This is a genomic window from Pseudomonas sp. K8, assembly GCF_014889455.1.
GTDB classification, from domain to species: domain Bacteria; phylum Pseudomonadota; class Gammaproteobacteria; order Pseudomonadales; family Pseudomonadaceae; genus Aquipseudomonas; species Aquipseudomonas veronii.
The window spans coordinates 164,279-186,820 of the sequence record NZ_VJWO01000003.1 but is presented as its reverse complement, the minus strand read 5'-3'; the positions used below and the strand labels follow the sequence as shown (position 1 = coordinate 186,820).

Annotated in this window: 23 protein-coding genes; 15 read left to right on the top strand and 8 right to left on the bottom strand. The window is 60.5% G+C overall.

The annotated features are described in order from the left end of the window. The first annotated feature begins 12 nt into the window (after positions 1–12). Positions 13–1,230 (top strand): YbfB/YjiJ family MFS transporter, encoded by a 1,218-nt coding sequence (locus INT12_RS03625; RefSeq protein ID WP_193039554.1) that lies wholly within the window; start codon positions 13–15, stop codon positions 1,228–1,230. On the opposite strand, the gene INT12_RS03620 is transcribed toward INT12_RS03625, so the two are convergent. Together INT12_RS03620 and INT12_RS03615 are read right to left on the bottom strand one after the other, a co-directional pair. Then, positions 1,142–2,584: an NCS1 family nucleobase:cation symporter-1 gene (locus INT12_RS03620; RefSeq protein ID WP_017845296.1), complete on the bottom strand. Its 1,443-nt coding sequence runs from the start codon at positions 2,582–2,584 to the stop codon at positions 1,142–1,144. The genes INT12_RS03625 and INT12_RS03620 overlap by 89 nt on opposite strands. A gap of 372 nt (positions 2,585–2,956) precedes the next feature. Beyond that, positions 2,957–3,793, bottom strand: a complete 837-nt coding sequence (locus INT12_RS03615; protein ID WP_028617391.1) for a S1 RNA-binding domain-containing protein — start codon at positions 3,791–3,793, stop codon at positions 2,957–2,959. Positions 3,794–4,115: 322 nt separating this feature from the next. Between INT12_RS03615 and INT12_RS03610 the strand changes: the two genes are divergently transcribed. From INT12_RS03610 to INT12_RS03600, 3 genes are all read left to right on the top strand, one after another. Further along, positions 4,116–4,295: a hypothetical protein gene (locus tag INT12_RS03610; RefSeq protein WP_003193095.1), complete on the top strand. Its 180-nt coding sequence runs from the start codon at positions 4,116–4,118 to the stop codon at positions 4,293–4,295. 208 nt (positions 4,296–4,503) lie between these two features. Continuing rightward, positions 4,504–5,226 carry a TorF family putative porin gene (locus INT12_RS03605; RefSeq protein ID WP_017845294.1) on the top strand — a complete coding sequence of 241 codons (723 nt, stop codon included), beginning with the start codon at positions 4,504–4,506 and terminating at the stop codon, positions 5,224–5,226. Positions 5,227–5,292: 66 nt separating this feature from the next. Beyond that, positions 5,293–6,159 (top strand): DUF6279 family lipoprotein, encoded by an 867-nt coding sequence (locus INT12_RS03600; RefSeq protein ID WP_193039555.1) that lies wholly within the window; start codon positions 5,293–5,295, stop codon positions 6,157–6,159. A gap of 34 nt (positions 6,160–6,193) precedes the next feature. Here the strand turns inward: INT12_RS03600 and INT12_RS03595 are convergent, their stop codons facing one another. Together INT12_RS03595 and INT12_RS03590 are read right to left on the bottom strand one after the other, a co-directional pair. Continuing rightward, the gene (locus INT12_RS03595; protein WP_126585485.1) at positions 6,194–6,583 is read right to left on the bottom strand and encodes a transcriptional regulator; all 390 of its coding nucleotides are present in this window, start codon (positions 6,581–6,583) and stop codon (positions 6,194–6,196) included. A 213-nt stretch (positions 6,584–6,796) separates the two neighbouring features. Beyond that, complete coding sequence (locus INT12_RS03590; protein WP_017845291.1) at positions 6,797–8,143, bottom strand: DEAD/DEAH box helicase; 1,347 nt, start codon at positions 8,141–8,143, stop codon at positions 6,797–6,799. A gap of 193 nt (positions 8,144–8,336) precedes the next feature. Here INT12_RS03590 and INT12_RS03585 point away from each other — a divergent pair, with 193 nt between their 5' ends. The 6 genes from INT12_RS03585 to INT12_RS03560 all read left to right on the top strand — a co-directional run bounded on the left by INT12_RS03585 (position 8,337) and on the right by INT12_RS03560 (position 14,718). Then, positions 8,337–9,626 (top strand): mechanosensitive ion channel family protein, encoded by a 1,290-nt coding sequence (locus tag INT12_RS03585; RefSeq protein WP_046382470.1) that lies wholly within the window; start codon positions 8,337–8,339, stop codon positions 9,624–9,626. A 440-nt stretch (positions 9,627–10,066) separates the two neighbouring features. Beyond that, positions 10,067–11,290, top strand: coding sequence for an iron-containing redox enzyme family protein (locus INT12_RS03580; RefSeq protein WP_238560658.1), 1,224 nt, complete (start codon positions 10,067–10,069; stop codon positions 11,288–11,290). A 12-nt stretch (positions 11,291–11,302) separates the two neighbouring features. Then, on the top strand, positions 11,303–11,617 hold the full coding sequence (locus tag INT12_RS03575; RefSeq protein ID WP_017845288.1) for a Rieske 2Fe-2S domain-containing protein: 315 nt from the start codon (positions 11,303–11,305) through the stop codon (positions 11,615–11,617). Between the two features lie 8 nt (positions 11,618–11,625). Further along, complete coding sequence (locus INT12_RS03570) at positions 11,626–12,807, top strand: hypothetical protein (protein WP_193058762.1); 1,182 nt, start codon at positions 11,626–11,628, stop codon at positions 12,805–12,807. An 11-nt stretch (positions 12,808–12,818) separates the two neighbouring features. Beyond that, positions 12,819–14,036, top strand: coding sequence for an ATP-grasp domain-containing protein (locus INT12_RS03565; protein ID WP_079444485.1), 1,218 nt, complete (start codon positions 12,819–12,821; stop codon positions 14,034–14,036). Between the two features lie 4 nt (positions 14,037–14,040). Then, a complete protein-coding gene (locus tag INT12_RS03560; protein WP_017845285.1) occupies positions 14,041–14,718 on the top strand; it encodes a phenylalanine--tRNA ligase beta subunit-related protein in 678 nt (225 codons plus the stop codon). A 37-nt stretch (positions 14,719–14,755) separates the two neighbouring features. Here the strand turns inward: INT12_RS03560 and INT12_RS03555 are convergent, their stop codons facing one another. From INT12_RS03555 to INT12_RS03540, 4 genes are all read right to left on the bottom strand, one after another. Next, a complete protein-coding gene (locus tag INT12_RS03555; RefSeq protein ID WP_017845284.1) occupies positions 14,756–15,172 on the bottom strand; it encodes an Lrp/AsnC family transcriptional regulator in 417 nt (138 codons plus the stop codon). Between the two features lie 68 nt (positions 15,173–15,240). Continuing rightward, on the bottom strand, positions 15,241–16,116 hold the full coding sequence (locus INT12_RS03550) for a carboxylate/amino acid/amine transporter (protein ID WP_193039556.1): 876 nt from the start codon (positions 16,114–16,116) through the stop codon (positions 15,241–15,243). A gap of 202 nt (positions 16,117–16,318) precedes the next feature. Beyond that, positions 16,319–16,918, bottom strand: a complete 600-nt coding sequence (locus INT12_RS03545; RefSeq protein ID WP_046489439.1) for an FMN-dependent NADH-azoreductase — start codon at positions 16,916–16,918, stop codon at positions 16,319–16,321. 151 nt (positions 16,919–17,069) lie between these two features. After that, on the bottom strand, positions 17,070–17,384 hold the full coding sequence (locus INT12_RS03540; protein WP_026139816.1) for a hypothetical protein: 315 nt from the start codon (positions 17,382–17,384) through the stop codon (positions 17,070–17,072). A gap of 49 nt (positions 17,385–17,433) precedes the next feature. Here INT12_RS03540 and INT12_RS03535 point away from each other — a divergent pair, with 49 nt between their 5' ends. From INT12_RS03535 to aqpZ, 5 genes are all read left to right on the top strand, one after another. Next, positions 17,434–18,357 carry a LysR family transcriptional regulator gene (locus INT12_RS03535; protein WP_193039557.1) on the top strand — a complete coding sequence of 308 codons (924 nt, stop codon included), beginning with the start codon at positions 17,434–17,436 and terminating at the stop codon, positions 18,355–18,357. 14 nt (positions 18,358–18,371) lie between these two features. Next, positions 18,372–19,175 (top strand): alpha/beta fold hydrolase, encoded by an 804-nt coding sequence (locus tag INT12_RS03530; protein ID WP_046382465.1) that lies wholly within the window; start codon positions 18,372–18,374, stop codon positions 19,173–19,175. A 3-nt stretch (positions 19,176–19,178) separates the two neighbouring features. Next, entirely contained in the window at positions 19,179–19,742 is a 564-nt protein-coding gene (locus tag INT12_RS03525) for a peptidylprolyl isomerase A (RefSeq protein WP_017845278.1), read from the top strand. Between the two features lie 83 nt (positions 19,743–19,825). After that, positions 19,826–21,658 carry an ABC transporter ATP-binding protein gene (locus tag INT12_RS03520; RefSeq protein ID WP_046382464.1) on the top strand — a complete coding sequence of 611 codons (1,833 nt, stop codon included), beginning with the start codon at positions 19,826–19,828 and terminating at the stop codon, positions 21,656–21,658. Between the two features lie 176 nt (positions 21,659–21,834). Then, complete coding sequence (gene aqpZ / locus INT12_RS03515) at positions 21,835–22,536, top strand: aquaporin Z (protein WP_046489436.1); 702 nt, start codon at positions 21,835–21,837, stop codon at positions 22,534–22,536. Positions 22,537–22,542 lie beyond the last annotated feature (6 nt).

Sequence of the window (22,542 nt, the reverse complement as noted above, 5' to 3'; positions counted from 1 at the left end):
GAAACCTTGCACATGTCGCCGTTGACTCGCCTCCTCGCCAGCTTTATCGCCCTGATGATGGCCATGGGCATTGGCCGCTTCGCCCTCACCCCGCAAATGCCACATCTGCTCAGCGAGGGGCAGATTGATCTGACCGGTGCCGGGCTGATCGCCGCCGCCAACTACCTGGGCTACTTCGTCGGCGCGGTGGATTCGATTTTCGCGCGCAGCCATCACCATGTACGCGGTCGCTTGTACGGCGGGTTGTGGTTGTGCGTGCTGCTGACCCTGGCGTCGTATTGGGCCCACGGGTTCTGGCCGCACCTGCTGTTGCGCTTCGGCACCGGCGTGGCCAGCGCCTGGGCGCTGGTGATGATCACCAGCCTCAGCCAACCGCTGGCGATTGCCGCCGGGCGGCCGCGCTTGGGCGCCCTGGTGTTTGCCGGGCCGGGGCTGGGGATTCTGTTGACCGGCCTGCTCGCGCTGGGTTCGAACCTGCTGGGACAAAGCTCCGCAACACTGTGGCTGGTCTACGGCGGGGTGGCGCTGCTGATGCTGCTGGCGATCCTGCCTTTCCTGCCTCAACCGAGCGTCACTGACACGCCCGTCAGCGACGCGAGCAGCAATGCGAGCATCGCGCACCTGGGTTGGGTTTATTTCCTCTACGGCCTCGGCTACATCATCCCGGCGACCTTTCTGTCCCAGATGGCCAGCGCGCAGTTCAAGGGCGCCTGGCAGGCAGACCTGTTCTGGCCATGCTTTGGCCTGGCGGCTGCGCTCGGGGTGGTCGTGGCGAGCCTGCGCCGCAAGGCCGCGAACACAACCCGCCGCTGGCTGATGACAACCTTATGGTTGCAAGCGGCGGGCGTATTTACCTGCTTGCTCGGCAACGGCTGGGGCCTGGCGCTGGGCGTGTTGCTCTGCGGCGCACCGTTTCTGGCGTGTATGCAGTTGGTGATGGCACGCTTGCGCGAGGTGGCGCCCCACGGCTACCAGCGCAGCACTGGGGTGCTGACCGCGAGCTTTGCCATCGGACAACTGAGCGGCCCATTGCTCGCGTCGGTGAGCAGCCACCTGAGCGGCGGCCTGCAACCGGCGCTGGTGATCGCCGGTTGCGGGTTGTTATTGGCCGGCGCGCTGTTGCTGCGCCCGGCTGCGGCAGTCAGCCAGCCATCAGCGGCGTTGGCACGCGAGCCTGTTCGCGCCGAGCGAGCACCAGGAAAAACAGCCCACCCAGGAAACAGCCGGTGAACCAGGCGAAGTTGGCCATGCCCTGCAAGGCCGGGGTGAACGTGATCGCGACACCCACCAGCGTCGCCGGCAACAGAGCCTTGACCGCCGTCCAGTTCACGCCGCCGTCGAAGTAATAACGCCCGCTCGGGCTGTCATCGAACAGCGCATCCACGTCGATCTGCTGTTTTTTGATCAGGTAGAAGTCCACCAGCAAAATCCCGAACAACGGCCCGATAAACGCGGCGAGGATGTCCAGGGTGTAGTGGATCATCAGCGGGTTGTTGAACAGGTTCCACGGGGTGATAAAGACTGAAGCCACCGCTGCAATCATGCCGCCGGCGCGCCAGCTGATTTTGCTCGGCGCAACGTTGGCGAAGTCGAACGCCGGGGACACGAAGTTGGCGACGATATTGATGCCGATCGTGGCCGTGACAAAGGCAAAGGCGCCCAGCAACACGGCCATGCTGTTGTCGATACGCGACACGGTGGCGATCGGATCGTGGAGCATTTCACCGAATACCGGCAAGGTGCCCGAGACGATCACCACGGTCACCAGGGAGAACGCCAGGAAATTCACCGGCAGCCCCCAGAAATTACCGCGACGCACATCCTGCATGCTGCGGCAGTAGCGGCTGAAATCGCCGAAGTTCAGCGTCGGCCCGGAAAAGTACGACACCACCAACGCCGTCGCCACAATCACCTGGCCGAAAGCCTGCCAGCCCGACAAGGACTTTTCCGCCAGGGTAAAGCTGATATTCGCCCAGCCCGCCTTCCACACGATCCAGCCGGCCAGGGCGAACATCACCGCGTAGACCACCGGCCCGGCCCAGTCGATAAAGCGCCGGATAGACTCCATGCCCGCCCAGAATACGGCCGCCTGCACCACCCACAAGCTGAGGAAACCAAACCAGCCCAGGTAGGACAGGCCCGCGAAGTGCGGCTCTGCATACACGGCCATCTGTGGGAAAAAGCGCAGCACCACGATGATCAGCGCACTCGACGCCAGATACGTCTGAATCCCGTACCACGCCACCGCGATCAAGCCACGTATCACCGCCGGAATATTCGCACCGAACACACCAAACGCCAGTCGGCAGATCACCGGGTACGGTACGGCCGCTTGCTGGCTCGGCCTGGCCACCAGGTTAGCGATCAATTGCACGATGCAAATGCCCGCGAGCAACGCAATCAGCACCTGCCAACTGGCCAGCCCGAGGGCGAACAGGCTGGCGGCGAAGACATAGCCGCCGACGCTGTGTACGTCGCTCATCCAGAAGGCAAAGATGTTGTACCAGGTCCACTTCTGCGGCAGTGGGCCCAGGTCCTGGTTGTACAGGCGCGGGCTGTAGCCTTTGGGCAATTGTTCGGTCATCGCTTGGCTCCTCGAAATACCCGCCTGCGCTGCCGTAACGGGATGCATACGGAAGGCGGCACGGTTTGTATACGAAAGAGTCAGCAGAATGCGTGCCAATGGCACACAATCCCCACGGGCCGGGGTGCCAAAGGATGTATCGAGAGTTAGACCGGTGTATACCGCTCAGCAACGGTGCACGCCTTAATCCTGTACACAATCACTTGCACACCCGTTGTGCACACAGGTACCTGACTGCGCAGCAAGCGGCGCTGAGGAATGTGGCCAAGTTGCTCAGGTCATCTGCGCCGTAGGCCGACAGAACAAGGATTTACGGGGCATCGGCACAGCCTCTGTAGGAGCGATTCGCTCCTACAGAAGAGCAAACCGCACTCAGCTCAGTTCAATGCGATCGGCATGAATCACAATCTGGCCCTGCTTGTAGAGCGCACCAATGGCCTTCTTGAAGTTGCCTTTGCTGACGCCGAACAAGTTGCTGATCACCGCCGGGTCGCTTTTATCGCTGACCGGCAGGCTGCCGTTGTTTTCGCGCAACTTGGCGAGGATCTTCGAGTTGAGGCTGGAAGCCGCTTCCTGGCCGACCGGTTGCAGGCTCAGGCTGATATTGCCGTCGGCGCGGATTTCCTTGATAAAGCCCTTCTCTTCCTTGCCCGGACGCAGGAACTTGAACACTTCGTTCTTGTGGATCAGGCCCCAGTGCTTGTTGTTGATGATCGCCTTGAAGCCCATGTCCGTGGCCTCGGCCACCAGCAGGTCGACTTCCTGGCCAACCTGGTAGTTGGCGGGCGTCTTGTCCAGGTAGCGGTCAAGGCGCGCGGTGGCGGTGATGCGCTTGGTGTGCTTGTCGAGATAGACATGCACCACGCAATATTCGCCAGCGGTCAATTGACGCTTTTCTTCCGAATACGGCAGCAACAGATCCTTGGGCAAACCCCAATCGAGGAAGACACCGATGCTGTTGACTTCCACAACTTTCAAACTGGCAAATTCGCCGACTTGAACTTTTGGTTTTTCAGTGGTGGCGATAAGTTTGTCATCGCTGTCCAGGTAAATGAATACGTTAAGCCAGTCTTCATCTTCACTAGGAATATCTTTGGGGATATACCGATTAGGCAAGAGGATTTCACCGTCTTGCGCACCATCCAGGTACAAACCAAAGTTAGTGTGTTTAACCACTTGCAAGCTGTTGTAGCGCCCGACTAAAGCCATTTCCAATACCCTCATTGCGTGGGCGGCATTCTACCCGAGTTGCGTCCGGCACGCGCGCACGCCTGAAAATTCGCGGGTTCGCATGGCATTCTACTGGCACCGCCCCACTCGTCTGATCAATCGGCTGAATTCCGCCGCGCCAGCGGCGCCCGACAGACCGCGTGGTTTCGAGTTAAAACAGTAAGTTAGAGGCTTATTTCGACGACGAACTTCGCTGGTTTCAGCCAGCGCACTAAATACAAGGGGATATTTACCAAGCAATTGTCAAGCATTTCCTGTACGATGCCTGGCCAAGTTAATTTTCTACAGGTTAGTGGCCGCCATGCGCGTAAAAGCATCCAACAGCAAAGCAAAGCCAGCTCCCGCCGTCGAAACCAGCGAGTCGATCAACAGCCAGATCGCTGCGTTCCTCAAGTCCGGTGGCGAAATCCAGCAGATTGCCAAGGGCGTGAGCGGCCAGACTTTCGGCCCGTCCAAGCAGATCAGCCTGGGCAAGAAGTAAGCTGACCGCGCAACACACCTGGTCCCTAAGCGTCTTGCCAGCAAGGCGCTAGGACTAGAGCCCGAAACACCCCATTGCTTCTCCCTGCAACACAAAATCGACCAACGGGCCTCACCGCCCGGCATTCGCCGGTATGCTTGCACACGTCTAGCACGGGCATCTGCACGATTCCTTCCATTACTGCTCCTCGCTTTTCATGGAGTGAAGCATGCTCAAACCCTGTATTTTCCTGCTCGCCGCCCTCGCCGCCAGCCCTTTGGCCGAAGCGCAGATTTTCCAGCGCGAATTGGGCGACTTCGATCTGAAACTGGGCACCACGCCCAGCCGCAGCATGGCCCAGGGCCTGGTCAAGCCGACATCGCCGGGCAGCGACGCCTTCCACGGCGGCCTCGACCTGAGCCACGACAGCGGCCTGTACATCGGCCAGTTCTCACCGAACATGGGCCTGTCTTCGGCGAGCAACCTTGAAATCGACTCGTACATGGGGTTCAAACACCCCTTCGACCAGACGCTCGGCTACGAAGTGGGGTTGATCCACTACAGCTATCCCTCGCTCAGCCCCCTTGACAGCCAGGAGTTCTATGGCGGCCTGAACCTGCTGGGCAATCGCTTCGGCGCGTCCTTCAGCAACGACCCCGACCGCCAGGACAGCACCCTGTTCGCCGACCTTGGCGGCACACAGCCGTTCGGCATCGGCGTCAGCATGAAGTACACCACGCATCAACTGGGCAGCCCGGTCTCGGTGGACGGCGGTTCGATCCGCAGTTTCAGCGACTGGTCGGTGCAATTCTCACGGGCGTGGATGGGCGTTGACCTTGACCTGATCTACAGCGACTCCAGCCTCAACGGCGGCGACTGCTCGGCCTACTCCGGACACAATTCGCAATGCGATGGGCTGTTGACCTTGAAGGCAGCGCGGACGTTTTATTGATGGGCTGAACTGTCGCACCCAGCGCGGGTTCACATGCATTAACCCCCTCTGCGCAAGGACCCGCCCATGCTGAGCCGGCTCAAATTTCTGCTGCCATTCGTGATCCTGAGCCTGGTGCTTGGCGGCTGCAACCGCGTGGGTTTGGCCTACCGCAATCTCGACGTGATCATCCCGTGGACCCTCAGTGACTACCTGGACATGAACGCCGGGCAGAAACGCTGGTTCAACGACACCCTCCAGCAACACCTGACCTGGCATTGCACCACGCAGTTACCGGGTTATCTGGACTGGCTCGACCGCCTGCAACAGATGGTCGACAACCATCAGGTCAGCGACAACGCCTTGCAGAGCCGTACCGACGAAGCCAAACAGGCGGTGAGCGAGATCGCGCGCGCGATCGCGCCGTCGGCGGTCCACTTGCTGCGCGGGCTGGACGACCAGCAGGTCAAGGACATGAACGACGCCCTGGCCAAAGACCTGCGCAAGCGCCAGGACGAATACCTGAAACCGCCCCTGCCGCGACAGATCCAGGCGCGTGCCGAGCGCATGAGCAAGCGCCTCCATGCGTGGATCGGGCCGCTCAGCGCCAGCCAGCAGCAACGGGTGGTGGCCTGGTCTGCGGAGCTGGGTGACCAGAACCAACAGTGGATCGACAACCGCGCCCGCTGGCAGGCGCAGTTCATCGACGCTGTGCAACAACGCCACGCCCCTGACTTTGCGCAGAAAATGCAACAATTGTTGGTGGACCGCGAACGCGCATGGACCCCGGAATATCGGCAGGCCGATGCCCAGACGGAAACAGCGGCGCGCAGCCTGATCGTGGATCTAATGGCGCAAAGCAGCGTACAACAACGCCAGAAACTGACGCACAAAATCGCGGGCGTGCGCAGCGATTTCAAGGCGCTCAAATGCCTCAACGCCGCCGCAGACTAGAACGTGGGAGCAACATCGCGCCCGCGCAGGCCCTTCAGGCAATCGCCGCCTTGGACGCCACGTCGTCGAACGTCGCCGGTTCCAGCGCATCCGCCTGCTCATCGAGCACCTGACGCGGGTGAGCGTGGCCCGGTATCGAGCTGTCGATCAACGCCAGCAATTGGGCCCCTCGTGGCGTCAGGATAAAGTTTTCACCACTACCACCCTCGTCCTCGGGCCGCGACTCGATAAACCCGCGCTTGAGCAACAGCGCCTCGTAATCCGCAGCGGTTGTTTTCAACACATCCAGATTGCCGGTGGACTCGCCCGCCATGACCTTCTCGGCGGCCTCCTGCTCGGCGTACTTACGCGGGGCAAAGCTGCCCTCGCCATTCTGCACTTCATGCAACAGCCGTTCGATCAGATCCCAGTTGTAAGTCGTCATCCTGATTCCTCCTGCGGGCCAAAAGGAAAAGCAGCCCGTTCAGAGTTGGGACACGTCTCGTCAGCGGCCGTTCAGCCGAATGGACAGGCGTCACTTCTGTGTACTTTCCAGACGTTCGCCGCCTCAACTGGGCGGAAAGAAGCTGCGGCCAAAGCAAAAAATCGCAGGCAAAAAAAACCGGACAGCGTCCGGTTTTTTTATCGCGGCCCAGCCTTATTCGGCAGCCGGTGCTTCTGGCTTGCGGCGCTTGAGCGGCGCCATGCCGTCCTTGCTGACCAACGACAGGTTGTCGGTCTTCGGCCGGTTGGCGATCTTGCGCTTGGTCGGCGACTTGGCGCCGGCCTTCTTCTTGTCACCCTTGCCGTCGACTTTCTTCTTCTTCACGCCTACGGCCTTGCCCGAAGCCTTGACCTTCTTCGGCCCGGTGTAGGTGCCTTTGACTTCCTTGATGGTGCGGCGCTCGAACGACTGCTTGAGATAGCGCTCGATGCTCGACATCAGGTTCCAGTCGCCGTGGCAGATCAGTGAGATCGCCAGGCCATCGTTGCCAGCACGCCCGGTGCGACCGATACGGTGAACGTATTCGTCGCCGCTGCGAGGCATGTCGAAGTTGATGACCATGTCCAGGCCGTCGACGTCCAGGCCGCGCGCGGCGACGTCGGTGGCGACCAGGATCTTCACCCCGCCTTGCTTGAGGCGGTCGATTGCCAGCTTGCGGTCCTTCTGGTCTTTCTCGCCGTGCAGGACGAACGCCTTGTAGTCCTGCGCCACCAGGCGGCCGTAGATGCGATCAGCCGCAGCGCGGGTGTTGGTGAACACGATGGCCTTCTGATAGGTCTCGTTGGCCAACAGCCAGTTGAGGATCTGCTCTTTGTGGACGTTATGGTCAGCGGTGATGATCTGCTGGCGCGTGGTCGCGTTCAGGTCGCTGACGTTGTTGACCTGCAGGTGCTCGGGGTTGTTCAGGACCTTGGCAACCATGTCGCGCAGGGTCGAACCGCCGGTGGTGGCGGAGAACAGCATGGTCTGCTGACGATTCACGCACTCGGCCACCAGGCGCTGCACGTCATCGGCAAAGCCCATGTCGAGCATGCGGTCGGCTTCGTCGAGCACCAGCACTTCGACTTCCTTGAGGTCGAGGTTGCCGGCGTTGAGTTGCTCGATCATGCGGCCCGGGGTGCCGATGAGGATGTCCGGGACCTTGCGCAGCATGGCGGCCTGGACCTTGAAGTCTTCGCCGCCGGTGATCAGGCCGGACTTGATGAAGGTGAACTGCGAGAAACGTTCGACTTCTTTCAGGGTCTGCTGGGCCAGCTCGCGGGTCGGCAGCAGGATCAGGGTCTTGATGCTGACGCGGACTTTGGCCGGGCCGATCAGGCGGTTAAGAATAGGCAGGACGAAAGCGGCCGTCTTGCCACTCCCGGTTTGAGCCGTCACCCGCAGGTCACGCCCTTCGAGCGCGAGCGGGATGGCCGCTGCCTGCACAGGCGTAGGCTCGACAAATTTAAGCTCGGCCACGGCTTTGAGCAGGCGTTCGTGCAGGGCGAATTGGGAAAACACGGGTGCTACCTCGAAGAAATACAAAATATCAGCTGCATAGGGTAACGGTTTCGAGCGTCCAAACCGAGTTTCTTTACGCGAACAGGGCTAATCAGCTGCTTTTTTGTTAAGGCGTTTGTCTGTAACGCCAATGTAGCTGCTCTTAAATGCTCTAATCGACCGGTCTTGTCTTACAGAAGAATCGGTTTCACCCATGGATATCAAACAGCTCTGGCTCAACGTCAAAGACCTTTGGAACGCCCTCGATGAACACCCGCTGCTGCATTCCAGCCTGGGCTTGCTGGTGTTGTTGGTGGTGGCGCTGTTGCTCGGACGGGTGGCGCGTTACCTCATCCTGCATGCGGTCAAATTGCTCGGCCGGCAACCGGCCCTGCACTGGCTCAACGACTTGCGCCACAACAAAGTCTTCCACCGCCTGGCGCAGATGACGCCGTCGCTGGTGATCCAGTTCGGCCTGCACCTGGTGCCGGACCTGAGCAAGACCGCAACGCTGTTCATCGGCAACGTGGCGTTGGCGTTCACCATCCTGTTCGTGGTGCTGGCCATCAGTGCGCTGCTCAACGCCCTGCTGGACATCTATGCGCGCACCGAACATGCACGTACCCGCTCGATCAAGGGCTATGTGCAGTTGGCGAAGATGATTCTGTTCGTGTTTGGCGCGATCATCATCGTCGCCACCCTGATCGACCGCTCGCCGCTGTTGCTGCTGTCCGGCCTGGGTGCGATGTCGGCGGTTATCTTGTTGGTCTACAAGGACACCTTGTTGTCGTTCGTCGCCAGCGTGCAGTTGACCAGCAACGACATGCTGCGGGTCGGCGACTGGATCGAAATGCCCCAGGTCGGCGCGGACGGTGACGTGGTGGACATCACCTTGCACACGGTCAAGGTGCAGAATTTCGACAAGACCATCGTCTCGATTCCGACCTGGCGCCTGATGTCCGAGTCGTTCAAGAACTGGCGCGGCATGCAGGCGTCAGGCGGGCGTCGGATCAAGCGCAGCCTGTTTATCGATGCCAGTGCCGTGCGCTTCCTGCGCGACGATGAAGAAGTCCGCATGACCCAGGTCCACCTGCTCACCGACTACATCAGCCGCAAGCAGGCCGAACTCAAGGCCTGGAACGAAGCCCAGGGCCAAAGCGCGCAGTTGTCGGCCAACCGCCGGCGCATGACCAACCTCGGCACCTTCCGCGCGTATGCCCTGGCTTACCTGAAAAGCCACCCGGACATCCAGCCGAACATGACCTGCATGGTGCGTCAGATGCAAACCACCGCCCAGGGCGTGCCGCTGGAAATCTACTGCTTCACCCGCACCACGGCATGGTCGGATTACGAGCGGATTCAAGGGGATATCTTCGACTACCTGCTGGCGGTGCTGCCGGAATTCGGCTTGAGCCTGTATCAACAGCCGAGCGGCACGGACCTGCGCAGCGGGCTGTTCGCAATGACGCAGAACACCACGACCGCCCAAGCGCTGGAGCGCTGACAAGGCAGACGGCGCGGGGCTCGCGTGCCCCTCGCCGGTCGAATCACCACACGCCCCCGCGCCCAGTCAGGCCTTGCGTTACAGGCCAGGCCAACTCGGTAAATAACCGAGGAACATGTCTAGTTGCCGCACGCGGCAAAATCAAACCGACGCCGCAACTAAGAAAACTCTACCTATACGTTTAGTGAATTTCACTATTCAGGCACCCGGTTTTTAATCTGTTTTTAGAAAAACCAAAGCTATAGCATCTGGCCATCGAACAACTCTGTGAGAAGGCGTTACTTATGTTATGGACAACTAAGCTTTCAGATGATGCGGCACACTTTGTATTAAGTTCGGATGCGGAAGCATTGACTCATTACTGCGGTGCAACTGCCTTTTCTCAACCTCGCGACTTTTATACCGACAGCCCCTACCAGCGGCCTTCAAGGCCGCAGGACGTGACCGATTCGATTATCAGCAGTTGCCTGACAAGCGAGCAACTCTCACACAGCCAGCATCTTTTGGCGCAACGTTTATTATTGAATATCTATGAGCAAGACTTGGTCTTTTTACCCAAGCCGCCCATGGCGCTGGACCTCAAGGTATTCAAGGACTTTTATGACCCATTGCATGCCGCGTCGGGTAAAAAGATTCGTCCGTTATTGGAGCACTACCTCTACAACTGGCTCAAGGAAGAGGTGCACATCAACGGCCCCTGGTGCCTGGACGCCTTTGTCGCCCACACCGACAAGGTCTTGGACGATGTGGCCCGCTCCGACTCAACACTCCATGAGGTCCTGACCACCAGCCGCCATCCCGAACGTGCCGCGCGGTTCTTCATGACGCAATGCGCCGGCGACTTCCTCAGTGAAGCCTCGGCCATGGCGCGCAATGTGCTGGGCAACAGCGGCGTGTACACCAGCGAGCTGTTCAAGATCCTGATCGACGAATACGGCTACGGCATCGACAAGAAAAAGCACAGCACCATTTTTGAAGACATGCTCAAAGACATGGACATGTCCCCTCACGTGCATCACTACTGGCAGTTCTATACCCCGGCCTCGCTGTCGCTCACCAACTACTTCCACTACGTGTCGGCCAACCATGGCGAGCTGTTCCGCTATATCGGCGCCATGTACTACACCGAAGCCACGCTGGCCCTGACCACCCAGCATCAGTCGCGCGCCATCAAGACCATCTTCAACGGCACGGTCTCCACCGAATACTTCGACGAGCACTCACACATCGATGTGCATCACGGAAGAATGGCCCTGCAACGCCTGATCCTGCCGATGATCAAGCAGTTCGGCAACGCGATCATCCCCGACCTTATCCGCGGTTTCGAGGAGTTCCGCTTACTGCAGGACATCGCCGACGAAGAGCTGTATGCCCATATCAAGTGGCATGACGAGCTGGACGAACACCGTGCCCAAGCCAGCGCCCTCCAAGGCCGCAAGCCGGTGGACCTGACGATCACCGAGCCTGAACACGAGCTTTCGGTGCTGCACACCCACCCCAACGACGAGCTGTTCTGGGTCGAGTCCGGCGAGCTGGATTTCGTCGCCAGCCCAGAACTGAGCGTGCGCCTCAAGGCCGGGGAAGGCGTGGTGATTCCCAAGGGCATGCTGCATGGCACCCGCATCGTCAGCCCGTCCTGCACTTACACCGTCACGGCCATTTGAGGACGCCGCCCCATGAAAGCCATCAGCCTGAACCTCAGCCACACCCACTATGTGGCGGTGGAAGGGAAAACCTACTTTCTCAAGCGCCATGCACATTCGACTCAACTGCTGCCGACCGCCTGCCCCCATCGCGGCGGCCCACTGCACATGGGGGAAGTGACGGGTGACGGGCAAAGCGTGATCTGCCCCTGGCACGACAACGCCTACAAGGTCTGCAACCTGGAAAAGAAGTCGCTGCCCACCGTTCGCGTCAGAAACCAGATCAGCACCGTTATTGGTGACACCGAGCGGTGCGTGCCTCTCCTTAAACTCTCTCGTTACGACTGATGGTGCCCATGAATAATAAATCGACCCTTGCTGCGTTTTACTCGATCGTGACCCTCTTCACCGGCCTGGACATGGCGATTGTGATTGCCATGGTCTGGTTCGGCCTGGAGACCACCGGCTCGACCTTCCTGGTGGGCGCCACCTTATGCGTGGCGACCGTGGTGCCGTATCTGTGCGAGCAGTACATCGGCCGGTTCTTCACCATTGAACTGAGCATGAAACGGCTGTTGTACATTCGCCTGACCGCGTTCGCCGCCGTGCTGGGGCTGTCGTTTACCGACGCGGCGCTGTTGCCGATCGGTTTCCTGGCGATTGCCTTCGTGGTGGGGGTCACCGACTACTTCACCATCAGTACCCTGGAATCGAAAAACACCAAGCTGGTGCTGGCCGGGCTGACCAACAGCGACACCTCGGCGCGCTTGATGCAAACCTCCATCCAGATCGGGGCCTTTGGCGGTGCGCTGCTGGGCGGGGTGATTGTGGATGTGTTCACGGTCAACCAGACCCTGCAGATCATCAGCCTGGGGGCGATCCTGTCGTTGGCGGCGATTCTTTTTGTCGCGGCCACGCCCACCGCCGACGCCACCGAGCAAGTCGCCGACACCCACACGGCGCAGTCTCTACAGTTGCCGCGCAACCTGTACATCCTGATCATCGTGTTGAGCATGATCGGCTTCCATATCGGCGCCTTCAACAGCCTGGTGCCGATCGTGTTCCAGAAGCTCAACGAATGGAACGCCACCCTGTTTGGCGTCGCCAGCGGCCTGGCGGGCCTCGGTGCGTTCATTGCCGCGGTGCTGCCACGGATCAAGCTCAACAGCTACAGCGCGATCCTGCTGGTGCTCCTGGCCGACGTGGCAATCGTCTATTTCCATAACCTCTACGTGATGATGGCCGCCGCTTTCCTGCTGGGTTTCTGCATCAACAGCCTGCGCATCCAATTGCGTAAAACCCTGATCGAGTCGGCGCCCAACGCACGGATCGCCGACGTGATCGCCGCCAAAAGCTCGCTCTACTACCTGCTGGTCAGTGGCTCGGCGCCGATGATCCTGACGTTCTTCACCACCACAGGCTTCCTCGGCCTCGAAGGTGCGCGCGTGCTGATGATCGTCTCCGCCGCGCTGTTGGCCGCTGCCGTACTGGCATGGAACCTCACCCCTGCCGTCGCGGCCACCGCCACCACAAAATAGGAGTACCTGCTTTGGAAACCGTACTGATCGTTGACCCGTTCTCCACAGGTAAACTCTACGCGCCCTTGCTCAAGGCTCAGGGCGTGAGGTGCTTTGCCGTGATTTCCACCGACAGCTTGCCCGCGCATTTCACCGATGACCTGATCAGGGAAAACTTCGAGGCGGTCTACCACTGGGAAGAGGGTTTGCTGGAGATCCTCGAACCGCTGTCACTGAGCGCCGTGATCGCCGGTTGCGAAACCGCGATCTACCTGACCGACTACCTCACCGAAGTCCTGCGCGTTCCCGGCAACAGCCGCGTCACCAGCGACCTGCGTCGCAACAAGTTTTCCATGCAGCACGCCCTGAAAAAACACGGGCTGGCGAACATCGAATCGCAACTGCTGAGCTCGCCGACGCGCATTGCAGAGGTGGTTGCCACGCTGGATGACAAGACCACCTACGTGGTCAAGCCGCTCAATTCCGCCGCCACCGAAGGCGTGGTGTTTGCCCAAGGCCGGGCCGGCGTCAAGAGCGCCTTGGACACTGCGGCCTGGCAGCGCAAAAACGACCTGGGGGAAATCAACCTCGGTTTCATCGTGCAGCCGTTCGTGTCGGGCCCGGAATATGTGGTGGATATGGTCGCCTTTGACGGCGTGTACATCATTGCCTCGGTGTGCAGGTACACCAAGGTCCAGAGAAACGGCAGCATGTTTGTCTACGAAAGCCTGGACACCCTCGACCCCCGCGCCGAAGACCTGCAACCGCTGACCGACTATGCCCGCCAGGCGGCCGCGGCGCTGAGCATCGAGGTCGGCCCGATTCATATGGAGATCATCTGGTCTGCCCACGGCCCGGTGATGATTGAAGCCGGCGGCCGCTTGCATGGCGGCATCGCACCGCTGCTGTTTCAACAGGTGTATCACCCGGATTTGCTCTCGCTGGCCATCGACAGCTACCTCGGCCGCCCACGCCCGCGCGCCGATGCAGTCAGCCAGATCAGCCACGGTCGGATCGGGTTCTTCTGCTCCGACGAACAACGCACCTTCGCCACGCCCTCGCCGCAGGCCCTGCAGAGCGTAATGGAGGACGAGGCCTATTGCGGCCACCGCTACTTCATCCGCCCGGGCGACACCACGCCGGTCACGATCGATTTTGCCACCTGCCCGGGGCTGTTCTGGCTGCAACACCTCTCGGCGCCGCAACTGGACATCAGCAGCGCCAATCTACGTAAACAGCTGTGGTGTTAAGACCATGAAAAGTCGTTTGATCATCCGAAAGTCAGCCAGTGATCTGGGCATCAACAACGCGTGCGCGGCGGTTATCGAAGACATTACCGTGTCGGACGACCAGAGCTTCGTCAGTGTCCTGCAAAGCAACCTGAATCACGTTGCGTCCCACCTCAACGAGCTGGACTCCAACGTCATTTACGAAGGCTTTGCCAAGCAACTCAAGAAGCTCGGCTACGAAAACACCGTCAGCGCCAACGAGAAACTGTTGCGGCGCTTCATCGCCAAGGGCGTATACCCCATCAACAACATCGTCGATGCCTATAACGCCGTGGCGATCCGGCATGGGGTCAGCATCGGCGTACACACCTACCATCGGCGGGATGACATCTACGTCATGCGCTCGGAGGCGCCCAGGGCTTTCCGCCCGCTGTTCGCCAAGAAGGAGATTACGATTCCAGCGGGCGATATCGTCTATACCTGCGGTGACGTGCCCCTGGCGAGCATCGGCAAGGTCGACGCCGACGCCCATGACTTCAGGCTGACGAAGGACTCGTCGAGCCTGCTGGTGGTGGTGCTGGGTCACGACGATACGCCGTTGGCCTTCAACCAGGCCGTCATCGAAGAGTTCGTCGACACCCTGCGCCAGCGAATGCCGGCCTTGAGTCATCACTTTCTCGAGACCGTACACGATCACGCCTGAGGCTGGAACCGCGTCGCCGCTGCCGGAACAGCAGCGGCTACCGCCAGGCCTTGAGCACCGGGTTGACCACCACCTCGCGCACATGCTCGATCTTCAGCAGGTTGTCCTTGAACACCATCAGCTCTTCAAAGTTGCGGTATTTGACCTCGAGCATCATGTCGACGTCGCCGAACAGCGAATAAGCCTGAACCACTTCACGGAACTGGTAGATCTTCGGAAACACCAGGTGGCAGTTGCTGCCATTGAGCGTGAGCATCAAAAACGCCGATTGCTGGGCTTCTTCATCGGCGGCGACGTTGATGGTGAAGCCGAGGATAATGCCCTTCTCGATCAGTTTCTGAACCCGCGATTCCACGGCGGTTCGCGACTTGTGAACTTGTCGCGCCAGCTGCGCCAGGCTGACCCGGGAGTCGTCCTTCAAGGCAGCAATGATCTGTTCGTCAACCTTGTCCACTCTGCCGCCCCCACACTTTTCTCTTCTATAACAGACTTTCATTCCCGCTCACGCCTGCCCTGGGCCTATCACCTCGCAGACTGTACGCCAGGCCCGGGCTTTATGCCCAACCGACTGATCCACACTGCCGCCAGAATCACCAAACCGCCCAGGGCCAGACGGCCCAACGGCTCGTGCTGGTTCCAGATCAACAGGTTCAATAACAGCCCCACCGGCACATGCAGGTTGTTCATCACTGCCAGGGTTCCGCCGTTGACCAGGCACGCGCCCTTGTTCCACCAGTACATGCCCAGGGCCGTGCTGACCAGCCCGAGGAACACCAGCACGCCCCATTGCAGCGGCGCTTCGGGGAGCAAATCAGCCTTGCCGAACACCAGGAATGCCGGCAACACCACCAGCAGCGCACCGAGGTAGAAATAACCGAAGCGCCGGTAGTGCGGCAGATCACTGGGGTAGCGCGCCACCAACTGCTTGTACATGACTTGCCCGGCGGCGTAGGTGAAGTTGGCCAGTTGCAGCAGCAGGAAGCCCCCAAGGAAGTGCGGGGTGACTTGATCGAAGCGGATGACCGCCGCACCCGCCACCGCGACCAGCGCGGCGACCAGGGCCCAGGGGTTGAAGCGTCGGTTGAGGGCGTCTTCGATCAGGGTCACATGCAGCGGCGTGAGGATAGTGAACAGCAGCACCTCGGGCACCGTGAGCACGCGAAAGCTCAGGTACAGGCAAACGTAGGTCACGCCAAATTGCAGCGCACCGATGACCAGCATGCCGCGCATGAAGGTCGGCTGCACCGAACGCCAGCGCGTCAGCGGAATGAACACCAGCCCGGCCAGCAGCACGCGCACCAGCACCGCGAAGTAGCTGTCGACGTGACCGGCAAGGTATTCGCCGATCAAGCTGAAGGAAAATGCCTGTATCAGGGTGACAACCAGTAAGTAGCCCATGCGCGCCTCGTATCGAATGGGCGGGACATTAAAGGTTTTCGGCGGCTCACGAAACTCGGCGCAAAAAAAACCCGACCTCGCGATAGCGGCAGTCGGGCAGGAGCACTCAGGAGCAACAAGTGCAAAGGGAGGTTTTTACGCGGACTTGAAGGGTTTGCGTGGTGAGATATAAACACCGCGCGATTATGTGACGATTAAAGGATCACGCGACTTGCGCCAGCAACGCCTTGGCGTGGTTGATGCCTTTTTCCTGGAAGTCGCCGCTCAGGTTCACCCCTTCGGCGTGAATGAACGTCACGTCATGAATCCCGATGAATGCCATCACCTGACGCAGGTAAGGTTCCTGGTGATCGGAGCTTGCGCCGGTGTGAATCCCGCCCCGGGCGGTGAGCACGATGGCCCGCTTACCGATCAACAAACCCTGGGGGCCGGTGGCGGTGTACTTGAAGCTCACACCTGCGCGCAACACGTGATCCAGCCAGGCTTTGAGGGTGCTGGGGATGGCGAAGTTGTACATCGGCGCCGCCATCACCAACACGTCGGCGGCGAGCAATTCGTCGGTCAAGGTGTTGGAGCGATCCAGGGATGCCTGTTCGCTGGCGCTGCGCTGATCCGCCGGTTTCATCCAGCCGCCGAGCAGGTTGGCGTCCAGGTGCGGAAGCGGGTTGAGCGCCACGTCGCGCACGGTGATCTGATCCGCCGGGTGCGCAGCCTGCCATTGGCTGATGAACTGCCGGGTCAGTTGGCGGGAGATCGAATCCTGCTGGCGGGCGCTGCTTTCGATGATCAGTACGTTGGACATGGCTGCGTAGGCTCCATCTGTAATTGCTGTAAGTCGATGGAGAAAAGATTAACCAGAGCCAATTCGATAAAAAAGCGCAAAAAACTGCTACAACCCATCTAGAAATTTGTTTATAAGCGGAGTATTGCTGTAGGCATGCTCCGCTGTCGCTTTATTTCGGTGCACATTCCAGTGCGATACGCATCTTGATGATCGCGCGGTTGAACTTGACGGTGGTGTTGGTGCTTTTGCCCGCCGGCACGCTGACAGTACGGCGACGGGGTGATTCCGGGCCATTGGTGAAAGTCACCGAACACAGCGCGTCGCGCGTGCCGTAGTTGTTCAGTTGGATCGAACTGATGTCACCGTCCACGTCGGACGCGGTGTAATCCACGCTCACGCCGTCGATCTTTTTTGTCACATCGATGGGGTAGGCAAACGCACTGAGCGGCAGCAGTGCCAGCACCACACAACACAATTTTCTCATTCGGCAGTCTCCAATAAGGACTGTCAGCTTAGGACAAGAGGAGCTCATCTTGAAAGCGCCCCGCGTTACCCTCGATCAATGGCGCACGCTGCAAGCCGTGGTCGACCATGGCGGCTTCGCCCAGGCGGCCGAAGCGCTGCACCGTTCGCAGTCCTCGGTGAGCTACACCGTGGCCCGCATGCAAGACCAGCTCGGGGTGCCGCTGCTGCGCATCGACGGGCGCAAGGCCGTGCTCACCGACGCTGGCGAAGTGCTGTTGCGCCGCTCCCGGCAGTTGGTGAAAAACGCCAGCCAACTCGAAGACCTCGCCCACCATATGGAACAGGGCTGGGAAGCCGAAGTACGCCTGGTGGTCGATGCCGCCTACCCGAATGCACGCCTGGTGCGCGCCCTGACCGCCTTTATGCCGCAAAGTCGCGGCTGCCGCGTGCGCCTGCGCGAAGAGGTGTTGTCGGGGGTTGAAGAGCTGTTGATCGAAGGCGTGGCCGACCTGGCGATCAGCAGCTTCAACATCCCCGGCTATCTCGGCACGGAGATGAGCAACGTGGAGTTTATCGCCGTCGCTCACCCCGAGCATGCCCTGCACCGCATGAACCGCGAACTGAGCTTCCAGGACCTGGAAAGCCAGATGCAAGTGGTGATCCGCGACTCCGGGCGCCAGCAGCCGCGCGATGTCGGCTGGCTCGGCGCCGAACAGCGCTGGACCGTCGGCAGCCTCGCCACGGCCGCCAGTTTCGTCGGCAGCGGCCTGGGCTTTGCCTGGTTGCCCCGGCACATGATCGAGCGCGAACTCGCCGAAGGCGTGCTCAAGCAGCTACCCTTGGAGCAGGGTGGCAGCCGTCACCCTACGTTCTACCTGTACTCGAACAAGGACAAACCCTTGGGGCCAGCGACGCAGATCCTCGTGGAGCTGCTGCGCACATTTGACACCGCCCCCCTGGATGCGCCTTTCGCCGCACCGCAGCAAGCCTGAAACGGAGTTCATGCATGGCCTGGTTCGAACATGAAGGGTGCAGCCTGCATTACGAGGAATATGGCCACGGCACCCCGCTGATTCTGATCCACGGCCTGGGCTCCAGCAGCCAGGATTGGGAACTGCAGATTCCGGTGCTGGCCCGGCATTACCGCCTGATCGTGGTGGATGTGCGCGGCCACGGGCGCTCCGACAAACCCCGGGAGCGCTACAGCATCAAAGGTTTCACCCTCGACCTGATCGCCCTGATCGAACACCTGGACCTGCCCGCCGCGCATGTGGTGGGTTTGTCCATGGGCGGCATGATCGCGTTTCAACTGGCGGTGGACGAACCGGCGCGGGTCAAGAGCCTGTGTATCGTCAACAGCGCGCCCGAGGTCAAGGTGCGCAGCGCCGACGATTACTGGCAATGGGCCAAGCGCTGGACCCTGGCACGCGTCCTCAGCCTGGCCACCATCGGCAAGGCCCTGGGCGACCGGCTGTTTCCCAAACCGCAGCAAGCCGACCTGCGCCGCAAGATGGCCGAGCGCTGGGCAAAAAACGACAAACATGCTTATCTCGCCAGCTTCGACGCAATTGTGGGCTGGGGCGTGCAGGAACGACTTTGCAGAATTGCCTGTCCAACCCTGGTCATCAGCGCCGACCACGACTACACCCCTGTGGCGCACAAAGAAATCTATGTAAAACTGCTGCCCGATGCGCGGCTGGTGGTCATCGAAGATTCCCGCCATGCCACACCCTTGGATCAACCCGATGTCTTTAACGCTACCCTGCTCGATTTTCTAAAGACAGTCGAAACCACTACCCAGGATCACTGACCCATGCTGAAAAAAATCGCCTTCTTTGCCGGTTCCGTTCTGTTCGCTGCCAACCTGATGGCCGCCGAGCCCGCCAAGGCGCCCCACGTATTGATCTCCACCACCAACGGCGACATTGAAATCGAACTGGACCCGGTCAAGGCGCCGATCAGTAGCAAGAACTTCCTGGCCTACGTCGACAAGGGCTTCTACACCAACACGATTTTCCACCGTGTGATCCCGGGCTTCATGGTCCAGGGCGGCGGGTTCACTGCGCAGATGGCGCAAAAAGACACCAACCCACCGATCAAGAACGAAGCCAGCAACGGCCTGCATAACGTGCGTGGCACGCTGTCGATGGCCCGCACCTCGAACCCGGATTCGGCCACCAGCCAATTCTTCATCAACGTCGCGGACAATGCCTTCCTCGATCCAGGCCGCGATGCCGGTTATGCCGTGTTCGCCAAAGTGGTCAAAGGCATGGACGTGGTCGACATCATCGTCAACTCGCAGACCACCACCAAACAAGGCATGCAGAACGTGCCAATCGATCCTGTCCTGATCAAGTCGGCCAAGCGCATCGACTGAGGTCCGCAGGTAGTTCCGCGCGGCGCTCACAAGGCGTCGCGCGCCTTTGAACAGGAGAGCCCGCCGGGCGGGCGTCAACCCTAATGCTCTATCGTCGTTTCGAACAACTGATCGATATTTTCCGCGACGCGCCCAGCGCCGCCCCTCCCGATAAAGTCCTGCCCTTCTACCTCTACTACCTGCGTCAGGTGTGGCCGTGTTTCGCCGCGCTGTTGGTGGTGGGCCTGATCGGCGCACTGATCGAAGTCGCGCTGTTCAGCTACCTGAGCCGCATCATCGACCTGGCCCAGGGCACGCCGCCCGCGAACTTTTTCCAGATCCACAGCACCGAGCTGATCTGGATGGGCGTGGTCGCCCTGCTGCTGCGCCCGATCTTCGGCGCCCTGCATGACCTGCTGGTCCACCAGACCATCAGCCCCGGCATGACCAGCCTGATCCGTTGGCAAAACCACAGCTACGTGCTCAAGCAGAGCCTGAACTTCTTCCAGAACGACTTCGCCGGGCGCATCGCCCAGCGCATCATGCAAACCGGCAACTCCCTGCGCGATTCCGCCGTGGCGGCCGTGGATGCGATCTGGCACGTGGCGATCTACGCCATCAGTTCCCTGGTGCTGTTTGCCGAGGCCGACTGGCGCCTGATGATCCCGCTGGTGACCTGGATCGTCTGCTACAGCCTGGCATTGCGCTACTTCGTGCCGCGGGTGAAAGCGCGTTCGGTGATTTCCTCCGAAGCGCGCTCCAAGTTGATGGGCCGCATCGTCGATGGCTACACCAACATCACCACCTTGAAGCTGTTCGCGCATACCCAATCCGAGCAGGAATACGCCAAGGAAGCGATCATCGAGCAGACCGAAAAAACCCAGTTGGCCAGCCGCGTGGTGACCAGCATGGACGTGGTGATCACCACCATGAACGGCCTGCTGATCGTCACCACCACCGGCCTGGCCCTGTGGTTGTGGACCCATTCGCTGATTTCCGTGGGCGCGATTGCCCTGGCGACCGGCCTGGTGATTCGCATCGTCAACATGTCCGGCTGGATCATGTGGGTGGTCAATGGCATTTTCGAAAACATCGGCATGGTGCAGGACGGCCTGAAAACCATCGCCCAGCCGCTGGCCGTGGTCGACCGCGACAACGCTCCACGCCTGACCGTACCCCATGGCGAAGTGCGCTTCGAGCAGGTGGATTTCCACTACGGCAAGAAGAGCGGGATCATTGGCGGCCTGAACCTGACCATCGAGGCCGGTGAAAAAATCGGCCTGATCGGCCCCTCCGGCGCAGGCAAATCGACCCTGGTCAACCTGCTGCTGCGCCTGTACGACCTGCAAGGCGGGCGCATCCTGATCGACGGTCAGAACATCGCCGAGGTCGCCCAGGAAAGCCTGCGCGAACAGATCGGCATGATCACGCAGGACACGTCGCTGCTGCACCGCTCGATCCGCGAGAACCTGTTGTATGGCAAACCGGACGCCAGCGACGAAGAACTCTGGGCGGCCATACGCAAGGCGCGTGCCGATGAGTTCATCCCGCAGCTGTCGGACGCCGAAGGCCGCACCGGGCTGGATGCCCATGTGGGCGAGCGCGGCGTGAAACTGTCCGGCGGGCAACGCCAGCGCATCGCCATCGCGCGGGTGCTGCTCAAGGATGCGCCGATCCTGATCATGGACGAAGCCACCTCGGCGCTGGATTCGGAAGTCGAAGCGGCGATCCAGGAAAGCCTGGAAACCCTGATGCAAGGCAAGACGGTGATTGCGATTGCGCACCGCTTGTCGACCATTGCGCGGATGGACCGCCTGGTGGTGCTGGAGAAAGGCCAGATCGCCGAGACCGGCAGCCATGCCCAGTTGCTCGCCCACGGCGGGCTGTATGCGCGGCTGTGGCAGCACCAGACCGGGGGCTTCGTCGGCATCGACTGAAACTGCCGGGCCTATACAACTCAAAAGGTGGGAGGGGCTTGCTCCCACATGGGTGTCCTGGATTTGTGCCGCAACCGTGCTGTACTCAGTGCAGTGCCAAGACGGGCGCTGAAGTAAATCGCAGGGAGCATCACTGATTTACTGATTCGGTAGAGCGATCTATCAAGGACGGGTACATGTCTTTGTTCAAGCGTTCAGTCACAGAAGGTTTAGGTACGTTTTGGCTGGTGCTGGGCGGTTGCGGGAGTGCGGTGTTGGCCGCGGCGTTTCCCGCAGTCGGCATCGGGTTGTTGGGGGTGGCCCTGGCCTTCGGGCTCACGGTACTGACCATGGCGGTCGCCATCGGGCACATCAGCGGTTGTCACCTCAACCCGGCGGTATCGGTGGGGCTGGTCGTGGGCGGCAGGTTTCCGGCCAGGGAGTTACCGGCGTACATCGTTGCCCAGGTCATTGGCGGCATTATCGCCGCTGCGCTGTTGTATGTGATCGCCAGCGGCAAACCGGGGTTCGAACTGGCGTCAGGCCTGGCCTCCAACGGCTATGGCGAGCATTCGCCTGGCGGCTATTCAATGGCAGCGGGGTTTGTCTGTGAGCTGGTGATGACAGCGATGTTCGTGCTGATCATCCTCGGCGCCACCGACCCGCGTGCCCCGAAGGGCCTCGCCCCCATCGCCATCGGCCTGGCGCTGACCTTGATCCACCTGATCTCGATTCCCGTGACCAACACCTCGGTCAACCCGGCCCGCAGTACGGGACCGGCACTGATCGTGGGCGGGTGGGCGATCCAGCAATTGTGGATGTTCTGGCTCGCGCCGATCCTCGGCGCGGTGATCGGCGGCGTGGCCTATCGATGGTTGGGCAAGGAGGAGCCGGCCTGAGGCAAA

Bases quoted from the DNA above. Each gene is read 5' to 3' on its own strand.
- INT12_RS03620 (WP_017845296.1), bottom strand. From the start codon at position 2,584: ATGACCGAACAATTGCCCAAAGGCTACAGCCCGCGCCTGTACAACCAG.
- INT12_RS03625 (WP_193039554.1), top strand. From the start codon at position 13: ATGTCGCCGTTGACTCGCCTCCTCGCCAGCTTTATCGCCCTGATGATG.
- INT12_RS03600 (WP_193039555.1), top strand. From the start codon at position 5,293: ATGCTGAGCCGGCTCAAATTTCTGCTGCCATTCGTGATCCTGAGCCTG.
- INT12_RS03560 (WP_017845285.1), top strand. From the start codon at position 14,041: ATGAAAAGTCGTTTGATCATCCGAAAGTCAGCCAGTGATCTGGGCATC.
- aqpZ (WP_046489436.1), top strand. From the start codon at position 21,835: ATGTCTTTGTTCAAGCGTTCAGTCACAGAAGGTTTAGGTACGTTTTGG.
- INT12_RS03610 (WP_003193095.1), top strand. From the start codon at position 4,116: ATGCGCGTAAAAGCATCCAACAGCAAAGCAAAGCCAGCTCCCGCCGTC.
- INT12_RS03550 (WP_193039556.1), bottom strand. From the start codon at position 16,116: ATGGGCTACTTACTGGTTGTCACCCTGATACAGGCATTTTCCTTCAGC.
- INT12_RS03585 (WP_046382470.1), top strand. From the start codon at position 8,337: ATGGATATCAAACAGCTCTGGCTCAACGTCAAAGACCTTTGGAACGCC.
- INT12_RS03540 (WP_026139816.1), bottom strand. From the start codon at position 17,384: ATGAGAAAATTGTGTTGTGTGGTGCTGGCACTGCTGCCGCTCAGTGCG.
- INT12_RS03595 (WP_126585485.1), bottom strand. From the start codon at position 6,583: ATGACGACTTACAACTGGGATCTGATCGAACGGCTGTTGCATGAAGTG.
- INT12_RS03615 (WP_028617391.1), bottom strand. From the start codon at position 3,793: ATGGCTTTAGTCGGGCGCTACAACAGCTTGCAAGTGGTTAAACACACT.
- INT12_RS03575 (WP_017845288.1), top strand. From the start codon at position 11,303: ATGAAAGCCATCAGCCTGAACCTCAGCCACACCCACTATGTGGCGGTG.
- INT12_RS03525 (WP_017845278.1), top strand. From the start codon at position 19,179: ATGCTGAAAAAAATCGCCTTCTTTGCCGGTTCCGTTCTGTTCGCTGCC.
- INT12_RS03545 (WP_046489439.1), bottom strand. From the start codon at position 16,918: ATGTCCAACGTACTGATCATCGAAAGCAGCGCCCGCCAGCAGGATTCG.
- INT12_RS03520 (WP_046382464.1), top strand. From the start codon at position 19,826: ATGCTCTATCGTCGTTTCGAACAACTGATCGATATTTTCCGCGACGCG.
- INT12_RS03570 (WP_193058762.1), top strand. From the start codon at position 11,626: ATGAATAATAAATCGACCCTTGCTGCGTTTTACTCGATCGTGACCCTC.
- INT12_RS03605 (WP_017845294.1), top strand. From the start codon at position 4,504: ATGCTCAAACCCTGTATTTTCCTGCTCGCCGCCCTCGCCGCCAGCCCT.
- INT12_RS03530 (WP_046382465.1), top strand. From the start codon at position 18,372: ATGGCCTGGTTCGAACATGAAGGGTGCAGCCTGCATTACGAGGAATAT.